The following is a 15,518-nucleotide window of genomic DNA, read 5'->3' as shown; positions in this document are numbered from 1 at the left end:
CCTGACGGCCGAGAACCAAGCGATCTAGCCTCCAACTTCGCCGGGGCGATCCAAGGCCACGTACAAAGCAATAGGTCATCAGCCCCAAATGGGGGTGTCGGTAAGACTTGTGCAACCAGGTACACGTGATTGAGTTCGCCCAGCTCAGCGCTGGTGCTTGTGGACCGTTGAGGGATGTTTCTCCGATCGTCGTACGTGGGTGATCGTACGCGGCCAGTATTGATCCGGATTCGTGGGGTTTGCGGCGGCATGGCTGCCCGCTTCGTGAGAGAGCCGGATGCCGCACCCTGCGGGAGAAGCTGCGCTGCAAGGAGATCTGGGTGGTCGGCGCCGACCGGTGGCGCAACCCCGACGACGACCTGCCGAAGGACTTCGAGGACAGGCGGGCCGAGAACTACTCCAAGCTCAGCAAGCCCCTGGACCCGCAGGTGTTCGTCGACCAGCTCCGCTGTGAGATGGACGCCGAGCTGTTCACGCTGGACGACGCTACCGGCGCGGCAGGACGGGGTGCCACCGGTCGGGTCGCCCCGGGCGTCTCAGCCCGGGGCGACCCGACCGACGGCGCCCCTGCACGCCGAGTTCAGCGCGCAAGGGTGAGTCCGATCCTGCGCCCCGTGATGTCCACCTGGGCAATCCGCACGCTGAGGACATCGCCGGTCTTCACGGTTCGAGCGGTCAGCTCAGAGCTGGGCAGCAGGCCCTCGAAGCCGTGCTTTGAGTCTTCGACGCGGATGAAGGCCCCGGTGGGGACCACCGTGGTGACGGGGCCGGTGACGGTCTGGCCGATCTGCTGCCGGAGTTCGAGGAGGGGGTCCGTCTGGAGTGCTTTGAGGGAGAGCGGGACCCGCCCGCGTTCCACATCGACGTCGAGGATCGCGGCGGTGATCTGCTGGCCGACGCCGACGACGTCGGAGGGGTGATCGATGCGCCGCCACGACAGCTCGGGGATGTTGATCATTGCGGTGAAGCCGCCGATGTCGACGAAGGTCACTCCGAAGCCGGCGATCTCGGTGACCGTACCGGTGATGATCTGACCTCGGCGCAGGGTCCGCAGGAAGTCCCGACAGCTGTCCAGCGCGGTGAAGAACGGCGTGCCGCCGCCCACCAGGACCGGCACGGTGACCAGCGCGTACTCGTCGATCAGCCCGGCCCGCATGGCCGCCCCGGCGAGCGTCGCGCCGCCGATGTCCATCGGGCCGCCGTCCTCGGCCCTGAGCCGGGCGATCTCGGCGACCGCGTCGCCGGTGACCAGGCGGGTGTTCCAGTCGACCTTGTCGATCGTCGATGAGAACACCACCTTCGGCATGTCCCGCCAGAGGCGCGCGAACTCGATCTCCGCCGGGGTAGCGTTGGGCTGCTGGTCGCCGGTCGGCCAGTGGGAGCTCATCGTTTCCCACAGCTTGCGCCCGTACAGCGACAGATCGCTCGCCCGCATCTGGTCGTACCACCACTGGAACAGCTCGGCGCTCGGCGATGAGTCCGGTCCCTCCTCCCCACTCCAGCCGATGTCGTCGCCGGTCGCGGCGATGTAGCCGTCCAGGGTCACGTTCATGCCGAAGATCAGTTTCCGCATCGTGCCAGCCTCCCGTGAGTCGATCTCACACGTACAGACGGGCGCGGCGCGGAAACCTAATCGGTGCGCGATCTGCGTCCGCAGGTAGTCCTCGCGTTCCGGACTCAGCACGGCGTACTCGGCGGGCTCGAGCACCACCGACCGGATCTCGATTTCACCCTCGCGAACGCCTGGTCACACAGCTACAGCGCCGGGCCCTCTATCATGTCGCCGAATCCGGTCGAAGACGGTGAGCCCCACCATCCGCACGTGCGGCGACGCACCGCTGTGACACTGACCGTGTCTGCGGAGCCGGGCCACCACGCGGAACGCCCGCTCGCGCAGTCGGTAACGGTCAGTGGCCGGTCCCGCCGGGCGCTGCCCGCAGTTCGGCGGCGACGGCGCGCTCGCGCAGCAGGGCGGCCTCGGCACGCAGCGCGTCCAGCTGCTCACGCAGGTCGGACAGACGCATCCGCTCCATGGCCAGTTGCATGCGTGCCTCGTCCCGATCGGCCAACGCCTCGGCCGTCGCGCTCGCGGCGTGCTCCTGCGCCTCGGTGATCTTCTCGGCGGCGCGCTCCTCGGCCTTGGCCGCCCGGCGTGCCGCCCGCTTCTCCATCTCGGCCGCGTGCTTCTCCGCGCGGGCCGCGCTTGCCCGGGCCTCGGCCGCCTCGGCCAAGGCCCGGGCGCGTGCGGCCGCCTCGCCGTCAGCCCGTGCGGCCGCCCGATCCCGCTCGGCCTCGGCCGCCTCGGCGGGCGCCGCAGCGGCGACGACGGCACGTTCGGCCTCGGCTCTGGCGTCGTCGGCGATCCTGGCCGCCTCGGCCGCCCGATCCCGCTCGGCCTGTGCCTGCTCGGCCTGCTGCCGCTCGCGCTCGGCCTGTGCCTGCGCCTGGCGCGCCTGGGTCTCGGCCGCTTCGACCCGTTCGGCCATCTCCCGTATCGCGGCGTCCCTGGCCGCCTCGGCCCGCTGTGCCCGCAGGGTGGCCTCCCGCTCGGCGTGCCTGGCCCGGCGCTCGGTGCTGGCCGCCTCGTGCAACGCGGCCAGCGCCTGCTCCCGGGCGGTCTCGGCGTCGGCCAGCGCGGTGTCGCGCTCGGTGTGGGCCTCCTCGACCTGGCGCGCCATCGCGTCGCACTCGCGGCGGGCGTGCTCGGCCGCCTCGCGGGCCAGCCGCACCTGCTCGAAGGCCTGCTCGCGCTCGGTGCGGGCGATGGCCACCCGCGTGTGCGCCTCGGCCTGCACCGCGCTGATCTTCGCCTCCACCCCCGCCGGGCTGAGCTCCTCGGCCAGCACGTGCGCCAGCGGCGCGATGACCGCAGCCATCCCTTTCTCCATGCGCTCGTAGAACTCCTCCGCCCGGGCCAGCGCTCCCTCCAATCCGGGTGTCGCCCGCCGCATCTCCCGCTCGCGCTTGGCCACGGCCTGGCAGTCGCCCTGCGGGCAGTACTCCCTCGGCCTTCCCCTTCCGGACCGCCGCTCGATCGGCGTCCCACAGTGCTTGCACGGCGTCATCGCCCCGGTCTCCTTCACGGCAGGAGTCTAGCGTCTTTATTTTCCAGAAAATCAAAATCAAAAAATAAGATCTGTTGCGTCTCCCTCGCCGAGAAGTAACTACCGGGAATGAAAATTCCCGCAAGTTACGTGGTGACGGTCCCCTAGGGTGGCTCTGCCGGTGGGTGGGATCCGTCGTTTCGCTTGGGATCCGTCGTTTCGCTGACACGGGGCTTCGTCACTTGGTGTCAGCGAAATCGTCACTTCATGTCAGTAACATGAAAACCTCTCATCTTCTTGCCGCTTTTGTACGGATTTCGCCTTAATTTCTGAGCACTCTCACCGTCTCCCTTGGCGGATGTTCCGCAGCCCGGCGACTTGGCCTGTTCGTCGGTGCATGCGCTCCCGGACGGCACAGCGATGCTCCCTGTGAGATCTGGTGACGCTTCCTGCGCGGGATTTGATGGTGTTGTAGTCGCGTGAGCTGTGGTTTCGTCATTTCCCGTCAGTAAAAATCGTCACCGGGATGTCAGCGACGGTCATGCGCTGATCGACTGGTTCGACGTCGGGCCGCCGGTGCCGGGCGCGAGGCGTGCTCACAGAGGTCCGGTCTCAGCTCGCAGTTCCCCTGTCTTGGCGTGCGGGGCGGTGTGACCGGCGTTGAGGTCCTCTCCCCGGCCGTGCAGGCCGGCTAGCGGATCCTGGTCGGCCTTGTGCGGTGTCCGGGCCTGGATGGGGGGCAGACCAAGTAAGCCGGAAAGGGCTAATGGGGCTGGTCAGGGGGCGTGACAACAGCTGAAGTATGACCGTCTGCGCTGGTTCGGTTACGGTTTGATGAATCGCGGGGCGCTTTGTGATCATCTATCGCTATGGTGTGCGGGTTCTGGAGATGATCAACCGGAAAGGGCTCGCCGGTGACGTCGATCGAGCGGACCGCTTACCCGCAGTTCAAGCGCTTGACCTCGGCGCGGGTGCTGCATGTGTTCTTCACCCCCACGGCCGAGGAGATCGCCTGGGCACAAGAGCTGGCCAGGAGTCCCGAGGCGCTGTTCGCGCTGGTGCTGGCGTTGAAGTGCTTTCAGAAGATGGCGCGCTTTCCTTCCGCGGAGGAGGTTCCCGAGGCCGTTGTCGATCATGTGCGCCGCTGCCTGGGGCTGGCCGAGGGCATCGAGCCCGATCACGGGGCGACGAGTACGGCCAAGTGGCACCGTAAGAAGATCCGGGCTCGCCAGGGGGTGACCTACGACAAGGACCGGGCCCGGGCCGTCGCCGCCGGGGCCATGGAGAAGGCCGCGCTGGCGAAGAACAATCCGCCGGATCTGATCAACGTGGCGCTGGAGCGGCTGGTCGAGGCCTCGCTGGAGCTGCCGGGCTTCACCACGCTGGATGAGATGGCCACCCGGATCCGGGCGCGGGTCAACGCCGAGATGTTCACCCGCATCTACGAGCGGATGGGCGCCGACGGCCGGCAGCGGATGCAGTCCCTGCTGACCACGACCGGGCCGGACGGCAAGACGCTGTTCAACCGGCTGAAGAAACCGGCGCAGCGGGCGAGCTGGGCGAGATTCCGCAAACAGGCCGACTACCTGGAGGAGATCGACGCTCTGGGGGACACGGGGGCGTGGCTGGAGGACATCGCCCCTACCAAGATCGCTGATTTCGCCGGGGAAGCCGATGCCCAGGACGCCGACACCCTGTCGCGCTATGGGCCGGTCAAGCAGCTGGCGCTGCTGGCATGCCTGCTGCACACCGCGCGGATGCGGGCTCGTGACGACCTGGCCGAGATGCTGTGCAAGCGGGTGGCGGCCAACCTGAAGAAGGCCAAGGCGCAGCTGGAGGAGATCCAGCAGCGCCAGCGCACGGTCAGCGAGCGGCTGATCGGCACCTACCGCACCGTGCTGGAGCACCTCGACCCCGACGGGGCCAACGCGGGCCAGGGGGCCGAGCGCGCGGTCGACGCGGTGCGCCAGGCCGGTGGGTTCGCCGCGCAGCTGGCCGACATCGAGGAGGTGGCGGCCTTCCACGGCGACAACTACGAGGTTTTGGCGCACCGGTTCTTCAAGAAGGACCGGGCGGTGATGTTCGACCTGGTCGCCAAGTTGGAGCTGAAGGCCACCTCCCGCGACGACTCGGTGCTGGTGGCGCTGGAGCACGCCCGCGCCCATGAGGCCAAGCGGCGCGACTTCATCCCGCTGCCGCCTCCCGTCGACGCCGCCGGCGGCGTCGAGTCGGGCATCATGTTCGCCTCGGGCAACTGGCGGCGCGCCGTCACCGACCGGCGCCGCCCGGGGATGGTGGCGCGGCGCCACTTCGAGGCGATGGTCTTCACCTACCTGGCCGAGGAACTGCGCACCGGCGACATCGCGGTGATCGGCTCGAACGAGTACGCCGACTGGAGCGCCAACCTGCTGCCGTGGGAGGAGTGCGAGCCGCTGCTGGAGGGGTTTTGCGCCCAGGTCGGCCTGCCGCCCACCGCGGCCGGCTTCATCGCCCACCTGCGCGGCGCTCACCTGGACGCGGCCGCGCACCTGGACGCCGGATACGCCGACAACGCCGACCTGACGATCACCGAGGACGGGACGCCCGCGCTCAAGCGGCGCCGCGGCCCTGGTGCGCCCAAGGCCGCCGAGGATCTGGCCGCGGCGATCGCCCGGCGCATGCCTGAGCGGTCGCTGCTGTCCATCGTGGCGCGCACCGCGCACTGGCTGGGCTGGCACCACCACTTCGGCCCGGCCTCCGGCTCGGACCCGAAGATCAAAGATCCGCTGGGCCGCTACTCGCTGGCGGTGTTCACCGGCGGCATCAACGTCGGCCCGTACGAGGCGGCCAAGCACCTGTCGGGCATCTCGGCCCGGGAACTGTCGATGATCCGTAACCGGCACATCGATCTGGCCAAGCTGAACGCCGCGATCGCCTGCGTGGTCAACGCCTTCGCCGAACTGGATGTGGTCAAGGCCTGGGGAGACGGCAGCACGGTGGCCTCCGACGGCACCCAGGTCGACACCTACATCGACAACCTGCTGGCCGAGACCAGCATCAGGTACGGCGGGGTCGGCGGCATCGCCTACCACTACATCTCTGACACCTACGTCGCGCTGTTCTCCCGGTTCATCCCGTGCGGGGTGTGGGAGGCGGTGCACCTGATCGAGGGCCTGCTCGCCAACACCTCCGAGGTGCAGCCGACCACCGTGCACGCCGACACCCAGGGCCAGTCGACGCCGGTCTTCGCCCTGGCCACGCTGTTCGGCTTCGACCTGATGCCGCGCATCCGCAACTTTAAGGACCTGATCTTCTTCCGCGCCAGCCCGCATCTGATCTACCCGCACATCGACGAGCTGTTCGGCGAGCGCGGCCGCAACGTGATCGACTGGGAGCTGATCGAGCGGCACTGGCGCGACCTGATGCAGGTGGCCATCTCGATCAGCGAAGGCCACCTGTCCTCGGCCACCCTGATGCGGCGCCTGCGCTCCAACTCCCGCAAGAACCGCATCTACAAGGTCTTTCGCGAGGTCGGCCGCAGCGTGCGCACCGTGGCGCTGTTGCGGTATCTGGCCGATTCGGGTTTGCGCGCCCGCGTCACCGCGGCCACCAACAAGGTCGAAACGTACAACGCCTTCTCCCAGTGGCTCGGGTTCGGCAACAACGGCGTGATCACCCACAACGACCCCGACGAGCAGGAAAAGCTGATCAAGCTCAACACCCTGCTGGCCAACCTGGTCATCTTCCACAACGCCCTGGACCTGATGGAGGTGGTGCGCACCCTCATTGCCGAGGGCTGGCCCATCACCGCCGACGAGCTCGGCGCGATCTCGCCCTACCTGCGCGCCCACATCAGCCGGTTCGGCGCGTATGCCACCGACGAGATGGGGGTGGAACCCGAGGCGTTCAACCCTGAGCTGAAAGAGGTCGACTTCACCGTGCTCGACCTCGCTGCCTGAGCCAGGCCGGTGGTGCTCAGGCGGCCCGGCTTGATCCCGCACAGCCTGACGTCACGCTCCCGCTTCAAAAAACCTTCGTTTTCTGACGATCTTCCGGAAGGGTGTCCACGAGCCCTGGAAACCCTTCAAAAACCCCTTCAAAAACCCTGCTGCTTCAACAACCCTCCGGGACCGTTTGTTGAGAGCATGGCGAGCATGACGACTCCCGCCGACCCGCCCGCCGACCTGCTGGCCGCCTTCCCCGCCCGCCCCAGCGACATCCGCATCGGGTATGCCCGCGTCTCCACCGGCGGCCAGAAGCTGGAACGCCAGATCGACGCCTTGACCGCCGCCGGATGCCGGCGCATCTTCGCCGACAAGAAGTCCGGCAAGAGCGCCGAGCGGCCCGAGTTGAAGGCCTGCCACGCCTTCCTGACGGCCGGGGACACCCTCGTGGTGCCCTCCCTGGACCGCTACGGCCGCTCCCTGGCCGACCTGATCACCATGGTCGGCGAGCTGCGCCGCCGCGAGATCGGCTTCACCTCCCTGCACGAGAACCTCGACACCACCACCCCAGGCGGACGACTGGTCTTCCACGTCTTCGCCGCCCTGGCCGAGTTCATCCGTGAACTCATCGTCGCCGGGACCCGCGAGGGCCTGGCCGCAGCGAAAGCCCGCGGCCGCGTCGGCGGCCGCCCCAGCGTGGTCACCCCCGACCTGCTGCGCGCCGCCCGCGACATGCTGCCCAACCCCGAACACTCCGTGACCTCGATCGCCAAACTCCTCGGCGTGAGCCCGGGGACCCTCTACAACCACATCCCCAACCTGCGCGAACTGCGCGCCGCCCGCCGCTCGGCCGAGCTGGAAGCAGGCAGCCGGTGATCCGCACCCCCTACCGGGTCAAGGGCACCGCCCGGCTCGGGGCCACGCTGCCCGGGCAGGCCGGTCCGTTCGGTGTCCGTCCTGAACCGACGCTGGAGCCCACCGCATCGGGGGATGACGCCGAGCTCCCGCTACCGGAAGACCAGTACTGAGATCAGCTCTCAACCACCGGAACGGCTATTAGCCCTTTCCGGCTTACTTGGTCTGCCCCCCCATATCGGGCTCCCCACTCGTCGGGTACCCCCGGTGCATTGCTGCACCGGGGCCCTCAGAACCGTGCGGGCCACTCCTCGCGGCACACGCGGGGTTGAGGAACCTGCGGACAGCCGTTGGCGGTACCCGCAAGTAACTTAGCTGGATACTTCGGCAGGGCCCTCGGTCAAGATGAGCACGGGTGGACCCAGCTGGCCGGGCAGTAGCCCGGTCAGCGCGGTTCGGATGGCGGCCCTGCTCACCCCGTGAGCGCGGGCGAGGGCTGCGATCGAGGTGCCCTGCCGGGTGTAGGTCGACCTCACCTCTTCCACGCGCTCACCGGTGAGCGCGGGCGGGCGGCCGCGATAGCGGCCTTCGGCCTCGGCGGCGGCGATCCCCTCGACGGTGAGCTCGTTCTGAATGTCACGTTGGAACTGGCCGACGGCAGTGATCACGTTGATGATGACGGCAGTGGTGGCGTCATTGGCGGCGAGGTCGTGGAAGTTCGACAGCGGCCCGGACAGGACGCGCAGGGCGACGCCGCGGGCTTGGCACCAGCTGCGGACGGCGTGGATGTCGAGCAGGTCGCGGCAGAGCCGGAACAGCTCCGAGACCGTCAGGGTGTCGCCGGGATGCGCCTTGGCGGCGATCTTGCCGAACGCGGGCCGGTCGAGGGCGGGGATCTTGGAGGTGGTGGCGGAGTCCTCGAAGAGGAGGACGCCGTCGGCTGGCCGGAATCCCTCGGCGACGCCTTCGCTGCGCACGAGAAGGCCGGCCTCGGTGAGGATGTGGCGCTGCCGCAGCAAGGATTGGGTCGCGGTGGAGATACGGGAGTAGACGATCTGCACCGGACTCTCCTCGGGAAGGGTTGGAGCCCGATTTTCCTGTCGGGAAATCCTGTCGTCAATTCGTGTGCGGAACCGGCCATCTGACGTCACGGTTCGTCGCTCGATGTCCGGTTTTCGAGAGGGCTTGCGGGGCCCAACCAGAGGGTGTCGTTAACAACTCCTAACAGAATGATCAGCGGGTGAGGCGTCGCCAGCAGATGATCGATGCGGCCAGCGTCATGAAGGCCTCGTGCATGTCGTCGCGGATCTCCCAGCGGATGCGCAGGCGGCGGAACCAGTGCAGCAGCGCGATCGTCTGCTCGATCACCCAGCGATGCACGCCGAGCCCGGAACCGTGCGGGGTTCCCCGGCGGGCGATGACGGGCTTCACACCCTTGGCCCAGACCAAGCGGCGGTACCTGTCGTGGTCGTAACCGCGGTCGGCGTACAGCGTCTTCGGGCGTTGCCGGGGCCGCCCGCGTCGGCCCCGGACCGGTGGGATGCCCTTGAGCAGCGGCATGAGCTGGGTGACGTCATTGCGGTTGCCGCCGGTCAGGCCGATCGCGAGGGGGATGCCGTTGCCGTCGGCGATCACATGGTGTTTGGAGCCCGTCTTTCCCCGGTCGACCGGGCTCGGCCCCGTTTTGGGCCGCCCTTGAGCGCCCGGACGTGAGAGCTGTCGATCACCGCCTTGGACCAGTCGAGCTTGTCGGCGGCGTGCAGTTCGGCCAGGAGGAGCTGGTGCAGTCGTTCCCACACGCCGGCGTGATGCCAGTCGCGCAGGCGCCGCCAGCAGGTCATTCCCGAGCCGAAGCCCAGTTCCTGGGGCAGGAACTCCCACGGGATCGCGGTGTAGAGCACGAACAGGATGCCGCACAGGGCCTTGCGGTCGTCCAGCCGCTTGCGACCGGGGTAGCGCTGCCGTCGCTCCGTCTTCGGCAGCAGCGGCTCGATCCGTTCCCACAAGCCGTCCGAGACGATCCACGGAGTTCCTCACGCGCAGATCAACGACCGTCCAGACGGACGGATACGGCCAAGGTCATTTTGTTAGGAGTTGTAAATCTTCTAATCCCGACAACTTCTGCGAGCATGCCAAGCCAAGATCCGATTTTCCTACTTTAGGGCTGGGGTCAGCTTCCGGGGCGGAGGGCCCTAAAAGTTTCGAAACGTGACGTGTCGCTTACCGATAGTTACGCTCGAAGAACGGAAGAAACGGGAGAAGACCGCTCCAGGCCCTGGCCGGCTGCGGGTGCTGGAGCGGGTGCGGCCCGGGATCTGATCAGTTCACCAGGACGATCTTGCCTGGGGCGTGGTGGCGCTCGCTCAGCTCGTGGGCGGCGGCCGCGGCCTCGGTGAGCGGGAACGCCGCCGCGACCGGCACCCGCAACCGGCCTTGCGCGGCGAGCTCGGCCGCGATGCCCAGGCCGTGCACCGCCAGCGGGTCGGCGGCCCCGATGGAGGCTTCTTCGGCTTTGGCGGCCTTTGCGGCTTTTGCAGCGGTCTGGTCGGCGGCCGGTGCGCCGTGTGACAGGTGCACGCCGAGCGCCGCCGCGGTGGGGTCGGGCGTGATGGTGACCACACGCGCCGGGTCGCCGGCGATCGCGACCAGGTCGGGCAGTGACCCTCCCGCGCAGTCGAACACCGCGTCCACCCCGGCCGGCGCCAGCGCCCTGACCCGCTCGGCCAGCCCCGGCCCGTACGTCGTCGGCTCGGCGCCCAGCGAGCGAAGGAGGCCGTGGTTGCGCTCGCGCGCCGTACCGATGACGGTCGCGCCGCGCGCCACAGCGAGCTGCACGGCGACCGTCCCCACCCCGCCGGCCGCTCCCTGCACCAGCACGGTGTGCCCGGCGCCGACCGCGAGCCGGTCGAGCACCCGCGTGGCCGTCTCGGCCGCGCCCGCGGCGCCGCCCGCCTCCTCCCAGCTCCACGCGGCCGGCTTCGGCGCCCAGGCGGTCAGGACCGCGTGGTCGGCGTTGGCGCCGCGCACGGCCGCCGCGGTCATGCCGAACACCTCGTCGCCCTCGTTGACGCCCGTGACGCCCTCGCCGACCTCGTCCACCACGCCCGCGGCGTCGAACCCGGTCAGGAACGGGAACGTGACGGGCACCACGCCACGCAGCTTCCCTGAGCGGATGTAGGTCTCTCCCACCGACAGTCCGGACGCCCGCACGGCGACGCGGATCGTCCCCGGCCCGGCGTGCGGCTCCTCGACCTCGGCGACGTGCACCACGCCCGCCGGGCCGTACTCACAGAACTGAACTGCTCTCATGCGACGGGACCGTAACGGAACACCCCGTCCGTTTGACTAAAGTGAGAGCGGTGAGGGCCGAAGTGAGTGGGAAGTCCCGTTCGGACGCTCGCGATAACCGGGCGCGCATCCTCGCGGTCGCCCGCGTGGCGTTCGCCGCCGAGGGCCTCGACGTGCCGATCAGGGAGATCGCCCGGCGGGCGCAGGTCGGCCCGGCCACCGTCTACCGGCACTTCCCGGCCAAGGAGGCGCTGCTCGCGGAGGTGTTCGCCGAGCCGATGGCCCTGTGCTCGACGGTCGTCGAGGAGGGGCTGAAGGAGGCCGACCCGTGGCGCGGGTTCTGCCTGGTGGTCGAGAAGCTCATGGAGGTGCACGCCCTCGATCGGGGCCTGTCCCGCGCGTTCATCTCGCGGCTGCCGTACCTCGCCGCGGAGCGCGACCGGGCGATCCAGCTGGTGCTCCTGCTCGTGCGGCGGGCTAAGGAGGCGGGTGAGCTGCGGCCGGACTTCGTCATGGAGGACTTCGTGCTGGCGATGATGGCCAACGAGGGCATCCGTGCCGAGTCGCCTGAGGCGCGGGTGGCGGCGTCGCGCCGGTTCGCCGCCCTGATGATCCAGTCGTTCCGGGCGAACCCGGTCCGCGAGCCGCTGCCGCCGGCCGCCCGGCTGGCGCCCGTCCGGTAGCGGCGGCCTGTGAGGGCGGCCGGTCAGTGGCGGTGGCGGCGGGTCCAGGAGCGGCGGGTCTGCTTCTGCCAGCTCTGGAAGTCCTCCTGAGTGTGCGCCTCGTGCCCGAGCGTGATCAGGGGTGTCGGTAAGACCGGCGCCAACAGGTGCGCGCGATCGCGTTAGCGCAGGTGGCGGCTATGCGGATACCGGACAGCCCTTCTGTCCTATCGGGTCTGACCGGTCAGGAAGAGGGGCTGCTGACCAGGTCCGATGCGATCGCGTGTACCTGGTGGCGGCTTCGTTAACGGCAGGCCGACTCGGTCTCCGCGGTGCGTTGTGCGAGGGCCTCGCCCAGCAGGTGTCGCAGCTCGGGGCCCTCGACGAAGGCCGTATCCGACGCCCTGCCGAAGTACATCCGCCAGAGCAACCAGACCTCCTTGCCGGCCAACTCCTCGGCGACCTGCTCACCGAACTCGTAAGCAATGTCATCCGGTCCATCGGCCCGGCAGGCCACGAAGAGATCGGGGATGATCATTCCTTCCCCGGTGGGGGAGAAAATCTCGGCGAACTCCTCAGCGGGAGGACGTCCGGAGATGGCCTTCAAGGAGAGGGCATAGCTCAAGAAGTTAGCGATGACTCGGTCCGGGTCATCGCTGACATGGTAGGTGAACGGAGCTTCAAGGCGAACGGTGCGCATATCCGACACAGAATATCGCCGCTTCCATTCAGACCCTTGGGGAGGAACGATCACTGAGCTTTAATCCGTGGTGTTACCCGATCATGTGAAAGCGTCGGCTGCTGCGGTATGCCCAGGTCATGCGGTACGTGCACGGGGGTGGACTGGCCCCCGAACAACAAGCCAGGCGCGAGCAGGTTCGGCTGCGCTCGGCGCGGACTGGACAGTCGACCGCGCACCGGCCGGACATGCCATGGGCACGGGGCAGGATCACGATCGAGCCGACGGCCGCCGGAGGGGGAGCATGACCGACCGCGACGAGCACACCATGCCGGGCGTGCGCGAGGCCCTGGCGACGATCGCGGCGGCGGCGCAGGCCGCTTACACCGATGGATCGAACTTTCGGGTGCGCTCCTCCGGCATCGTGCACGACGTCGCGCTCACGACCTGGCTGGGCGGAGAGCGGATGCCCGGCCCGGCCTGCATGGTCGGCGTCAGCGGGTGGGACCCGGGCGCAGCCCACCCCGACCGCGGCGCGGTCACCTGCCGGCGCTGCCTGAAGCTGACCACCCACCCGGCCACCAGCGAGCAGCTGGAGCTGTTCGACGTCCCCAGCCGTGAGCACCAGGACCACGAGAACGACGACGGCGAACCGGCGTCCGGCGGCCATCAGACGCACAGCCAGGACCCGTGAAGCCCCGCGGAGTTTCGTCAGTTTTGTGGGGTGGACGGGATGCCCCATGGAGTTCCGCTGCGCTTTAGGCCATCGACGACCACACCCCTGGACCTGATATCCGCTGGTCCCCCTTGTCCGCCCTTTTTGAGGATGGGCCTACAACAGCGCGGGAGGCCGATGTCGTGCCGCTTCACAACCCTCGCGAGCTGAGCGTTTACCGCTGTAGCGCATACTCGGGCGGCTCTTGCCCATGTGGGAGCAAGATTCTCGGCTTTTGGGGGGCGCGGCGTTGGTAGGTTGACCTCCAGCTTCAGGAACCACCTGTTCTTGGCTCCGCCCGCCGGCGGACGTCCAATTGGGTCTGCCGTCCGGCGGCCTGGTCGAGCACCTGCCGTGCTCGATCTCGAAGTCCCTTATGGGGCTCGAAGAACAGGAGGGTGGTCCGTGTCGGACCGCGTCCAGAAGTCCTCCGGAGATCCGGATCGAGAGAGCAGCAAGAAGTGGATCGCCGCCTCGGCGTTCGCATCCATCGGCCGCTTCCTGATGGAGGCGGGCGAGAAGTTCTCCGACTGGTTCAAGGGGTGACGGCCCTGGACCTCGCTCACCCTGGCGGGTGAGGAGGCCACAGGACGGCCGCCAAGGGAGGGGCTCGCGTGGCTATGACGGTCCGAAGTGGCCCCACCCTGACCCCGCGGCTTAGGTTCTAGATCTCGTCGCAACACCTGGCTCGAAGGGTGTTGCCATGACCAAGCCGTTCCGTCGACCTAAAAAGCGTGGGCCCGCGCCACAGACGGACAAACGTGATCAATACCTTCGCCTCATGGCGCAGGGAATGAGCAACTCGGCCGCGTGTCGCGAGCTGGGCATCAACCGCAGGACCGGCACCCGTTGGAGGTACGGCAGAAAGGAAGTCGACCGAACCGGACGCGAGCGCATCTACGCGCCGATCACCGAGCAGCCTGACGACGGGGCCATCTCGCCGCGGTTCCTGTCGGAGGACGAGCGGATCGCCATCGCTGACATGCTCCGTACCGGCGCCTCGCTGCGCGCGATCGCCCGGGAGCTCCAGCGGAGCCCTGCCACGATCAGCCGCGAGGTGCGCCGCAATCGCGACCCGTCCACCGGCACGTACCACCCGTTCCGTGCCCAGCGGCGAGCGACCGTCCGGCGAGCGCGGTCGAAGGAGGGCAAGGTCCGGCGGGACTCGGAGCTGAAGACCTACATCCAGCTGCGCCTCAACCAGCGGTGGAGTCCCGAGCAGATCAGCCAGGACCTGCGCACCGCCTTCCCCGACGAGCCGGAGCGGCATCTGGCGCACGAGACCATCTACCAGGCGATCTACCTGACCTACCGCGGCGGCCTGGAGCGGCTACCCGACACCTTGCGCACCGGCCGCCAGGCCCGGCGCCGCCGGCGCCGCGCCGACCAGCGCGCCACCCGCTTCATCGACCCCGGCAAGCTCATCCACCAGCGGCCCGCCGACATCGACGGCCGCCAGGTGCCCGGCCACTGGGAAGGCGACCTCATCGTCGGTCAGGGCAACCGCTCGGCGATCGGCACCCTCGTCGACCGCACCACCCGCTACGTCATGCTCTTGCACCTGCCCGGAGGCAGGACCGCCGAGCACGTCCGCGACGCCCTCATCGACGTCTTCGCCGACCTGCCCCGCGAGCTCGCCCGATCACTGACCTGGGATCAGGGCAGCGAGATGAGCCGCCACGACGAGTTCACCGCCGCCACCGGCATCCCCGTCTACTTCTGCGAGCCCGCCAGCCCCTGGCAGCGCGGCTCGAACGAGAACACGAACGGCTTGCTCCGCCAGTACTTCCCGAAGGGCACCGACCTGTCCTCCTACACCGCCGACCAGCTCGACGCCGTCGCCGCCGAACTCAACAACCGCCCCCGCAAGATCCTCGGCTGGCAGACCCCCACCGAGCTCTTCGCTAAGCTCGTCGCAACAGTCGATTGACCCCGTGTTGCGAAGATCGCTGGAATCCGCCCCGTCAGGGTGGGGCCACTTCGGACCGTCATAGCCACTGATTGAGGTCTCCGGGCCGGAAGCTGCGGAACGACGAGGTGCACAGACATCTGGCCGAGGTTCGCTGCCGCATGCCCGGTGACGGACTGATTCTCGAGTCAGCGTGGAGACCGGACCGCTCCCGGTTCCGTCTCCACGGAAGGCTCGGCGCCTCACTTTTACGCGTGGCCTGCTGGCTGCTCGACCGGATTCGGCCGAGCAGCCAGCAAGACAGCGAAGAGGACGTCGGGATGAGCAGGGCTTGTGATCCGAGCAGAGCGGTTCGCCAGGTGCGGGGTGTCGGTCGCCGGGTGTCGTTCCTGGATCACCCCGGGTTGGTTGGAGGCTCCGGAGCCTGGAAGGGTGAGGAGCTA

13 protein-coding genes and 1 pseudogene are annotated in these 15,518 nt (G+C 68.5%); 7 read left to right on the top strand and 7 right to left on the bottom strand.

Annotation, left to right across the window (positions count from 1 at the left end; translation table 11 throughout):
• Window positions 1-580 precede the first annotated feature (580 nt).
• From ABD841_RS38695 to ABD841_RS38685, 3 genes and pseudogenes are all read right to left on the bottom strand, one after another.
• Window positions 581-1,030, bottom strand: a complete 450-nt coding sequence (locus ABD841_RS38695; protein ID WP_344982034.1) for a S1 RNA-binding domain-containing protein — start codon at window positions 1,028-1,030, stop codon at window positions 581-583.
• A 36-nt stretch (window positions 1,031-1,066) separates the two neighbouring features.
• Window positions 1,067-1,573: pseudogene (locus ABD841_RS38690) on the bottom strand (dihydrofolate reductase family protein); the annotation flags it as partial.
• A gap of 334 nt (window positions 1,574-1,907) precedes the next feature.
• Complete coding sequence (locus ABD841_RS38685) at window positions 1,908-3,083, bottom strand: coiled-coil domain-containing protein (protein WP_344982032.1); 1,176 nt, start codon at window positions 3,081-3,083, stop codon at window positions 1,908-1,910.
• Between the two features lie 875 nt (window positions 3,084-3,958).
• Between ABD841_RS38685 and ABD841_RS38680 the strand changes: the two genes are divergently transcribed.
• The 3 genes from ABD841_RS38680 to ABD841_RS38670 all read left to right on the top strand — a co-directional run bounded on the left by ABD841_RS38680 (window position 3,959) and on the right by ABD841_RS38670 (window position 7,995).
• Entirely contained in the window at window positions 3,959-6,982 is a 3,024-nt protein-coding gene (locus tag ABD841_RS38680) for a Tn3 family transposase (RefSeq protein WP_344982031.1), read from the top strand.
• A gap of 195 nt (window positions 6,983-7,177) precedes the next feature.
• The gene (locus ABD841_RS38675; protein ID WP_344982030.1) at window positions 7,178-7,843 is read left to right on the top strand and encodes a recombinase family protein; all 666 of its coding nucleotides are present in this window, start codon (window positions 7,178-7,180) and stop codon (window positions 7,841-7,843) included.
• Window positions 7,840-7,995 (top strand): hypothetical protein, encoded by a 156-nt coding sequence (locus ABD841_RS38670; protein ID WP_344982029.1) that lies wholly within the window; start codon window positions 7,840-7,842, stop codon window positions 7,993-7,995. The genes ABD841_RS38675 and ABD841_RS38670 overlap by 4 nt, the downstream gene beginning before the upstream one ends.
• 198 nt (window positions 7,996-8,193) lie before the next feature.
• Here ABD841_RS38670 and ABD841_RS38665 read toward each other — a convergent pair whose 3' ends face one another.
• From ABD841_RS38665 to ABD841_RS38655, 3 genes are all read right to left on the bottom strand, one after another.
• Window positions 8,194-8,883, bottom strand: a complete 690-nt coding sequence (locus tag ABD841_RS38665) for a recombinase family protein (RefSeq protein ID WP_344982028.1) — start codon at window positions 8,881-8,883, stop codon at window positions 8,194-8,196.
• A gap of 172 nt (window positions 8,884-9,055) precedes the next feature.
• A protein-coding gene (locus ABD841_RS38660; protein WP_344982033.1) for an IS5 family transposase occupies window positions 9,056-9,843 on the bottom strand; the annotation gives its coding sequence in 2 pieces (ribosomal slippage) (window positions 9,056-9,510 and window positions 9,510-9,843; 789 coding nt in all).
• 298 nt (window positions 9,844-10,141) lie between these two features.
• Window positions 10,142-11,131 carry an NADP-dependent oxidoreductase gene (locus tag ABD841_RS38655; protein WP_344982027.1) on the bottom strand — a complete coding sequence of 330 codons (990 nt, stop codon included), beginning with the start codon at window positions 11,129-11,131 and terminating at the stop codon, window positions 10,142-10,144.
• Window positions 11,132-11,181: 50 nt separating this feature from the next.
• Here ABD841_RS38655 and ABD841_RS38650 point away from each other — a divergent pair, with 50 nt between their 5' ends.
• The gene (locus tag ABD841_RS38650) at window positions 11,182-11,793 is read left to right on the top strand and encodes a TetR/AcrR family transcriptional regulator (protein WP_344982026.1); all 612 of its coding nucleotides are present in this window, start codon (window positions 11,182-11,184) and stop codon (window positions 11,791-11,793) included.
• A 283-nt stretch (window positions 11,794-12,076) separates the two neighbouring features.
• On the opposite strand, the gene ABD841_RS38645 is transcribed toward ABD841_RS38650, so the two are convergent.
• Window positions 12,077-12,379: a hypothetical protein gene (locus ABD841_RS38645; protein ID WP_344982025.1), complete on the bottom strand. Its 303-nt coding sequence runs from the start codon at window positions 12,377-12,379 to the stop codon at window positions 12,077-12,079.
• Between the two features lie 376 nt (window positions 12,380-12,755).
• On the opposite strand from ABD841_RS38645, the gene ABD841_RS38640 reads away from it, so the two are divergent.
• From ABD841_RS38640 to ABD841_RS38630, 3 genes are all read left to right on the top strand, one after another.
• On the top strand, window positions 12,756-13,145 hold the full coding sequence (locus tag ABD841_RS38640) for a hypothetical protein (protein ID WP_344982024.1): 390 nt from the start codon (window positions 12,756-12,758) through the stop codon (window positions 13,143-13,145).
• A gap of 426 nt (window positions 13,146-13,571) precedes the next feature.
• Window positions 13,572-13,712: a hypothetical protein gene (locus tag ABD841_RS38635; RefSeq protein WP_344982023.1), complete on the top strand. Its 141-nt coding sequence runs from the start codon at window positions 13,572-13,574 to the stop codon at window positions 13,710-13,712.
• Between the two features lie 235 nt (window positions 13,713-13,947).
• Window positions 13,948-15,096, top strand: a complete 1,149-nt coding sequence (locus ABD841_RS38630; RefSeq protein WP_344982022.1) for an IS30 family transposase — start codon at window positions 13,948-13,950, stop codon at window positions 15,094-15,096.
• Window positions 15,097-15,518: the final 422 nt, after the last annotated feature.

Origin of the sequence: Streptosporangium fragile, assembly GCF_039534445.1 — a bacterium.
GTDB classification, from domain to species: Bacteria; Actinomycetota; Actinomycetes; order Streptosporangiales; family Streptosporangiaceae; genus Streptosporangium; species Streptosporangium fragile.
Note: the sequence above shows the minus strand (reverse complement) of the source record. Positions and strands in the feature narration are given on the sequence as shown.

What these genes read in the sequence shown, in the direction of transcription:
- ABD841_RS38630 (WP_344982022.1), top strand. Translation starts at nt 13,948, where the DNA reads ATGGCGCAGGGAATGAGCAACTCGGCCGCGTGTCGCGAGCTGGGCATC.
- ABD841_RS38640 (WP_344982024.1), top strand. Translation starts at nt 12,756, where the DNA reads ATGACCGACCGCGACGAGCACACCATGCCGGGCGTGCGCGAGGCCCTG.
- ABD841_RS38655 (WP_344982027.1), bottom strand. Translation starts at nt 11,131, where the DNA reads ATGAGAGCAGTTCAGTTCTGTGAGTACGGCCCGGCGGGCGTGGTGCAC.
- ABD841_RS38675 (WP_344982030.1), top strand. Translation starts at nt 7,178, where the DNA reads ATGACGACTCCCGCCGACCCGCCCGCCGACCTGCTGGCCGCCTTCCCC.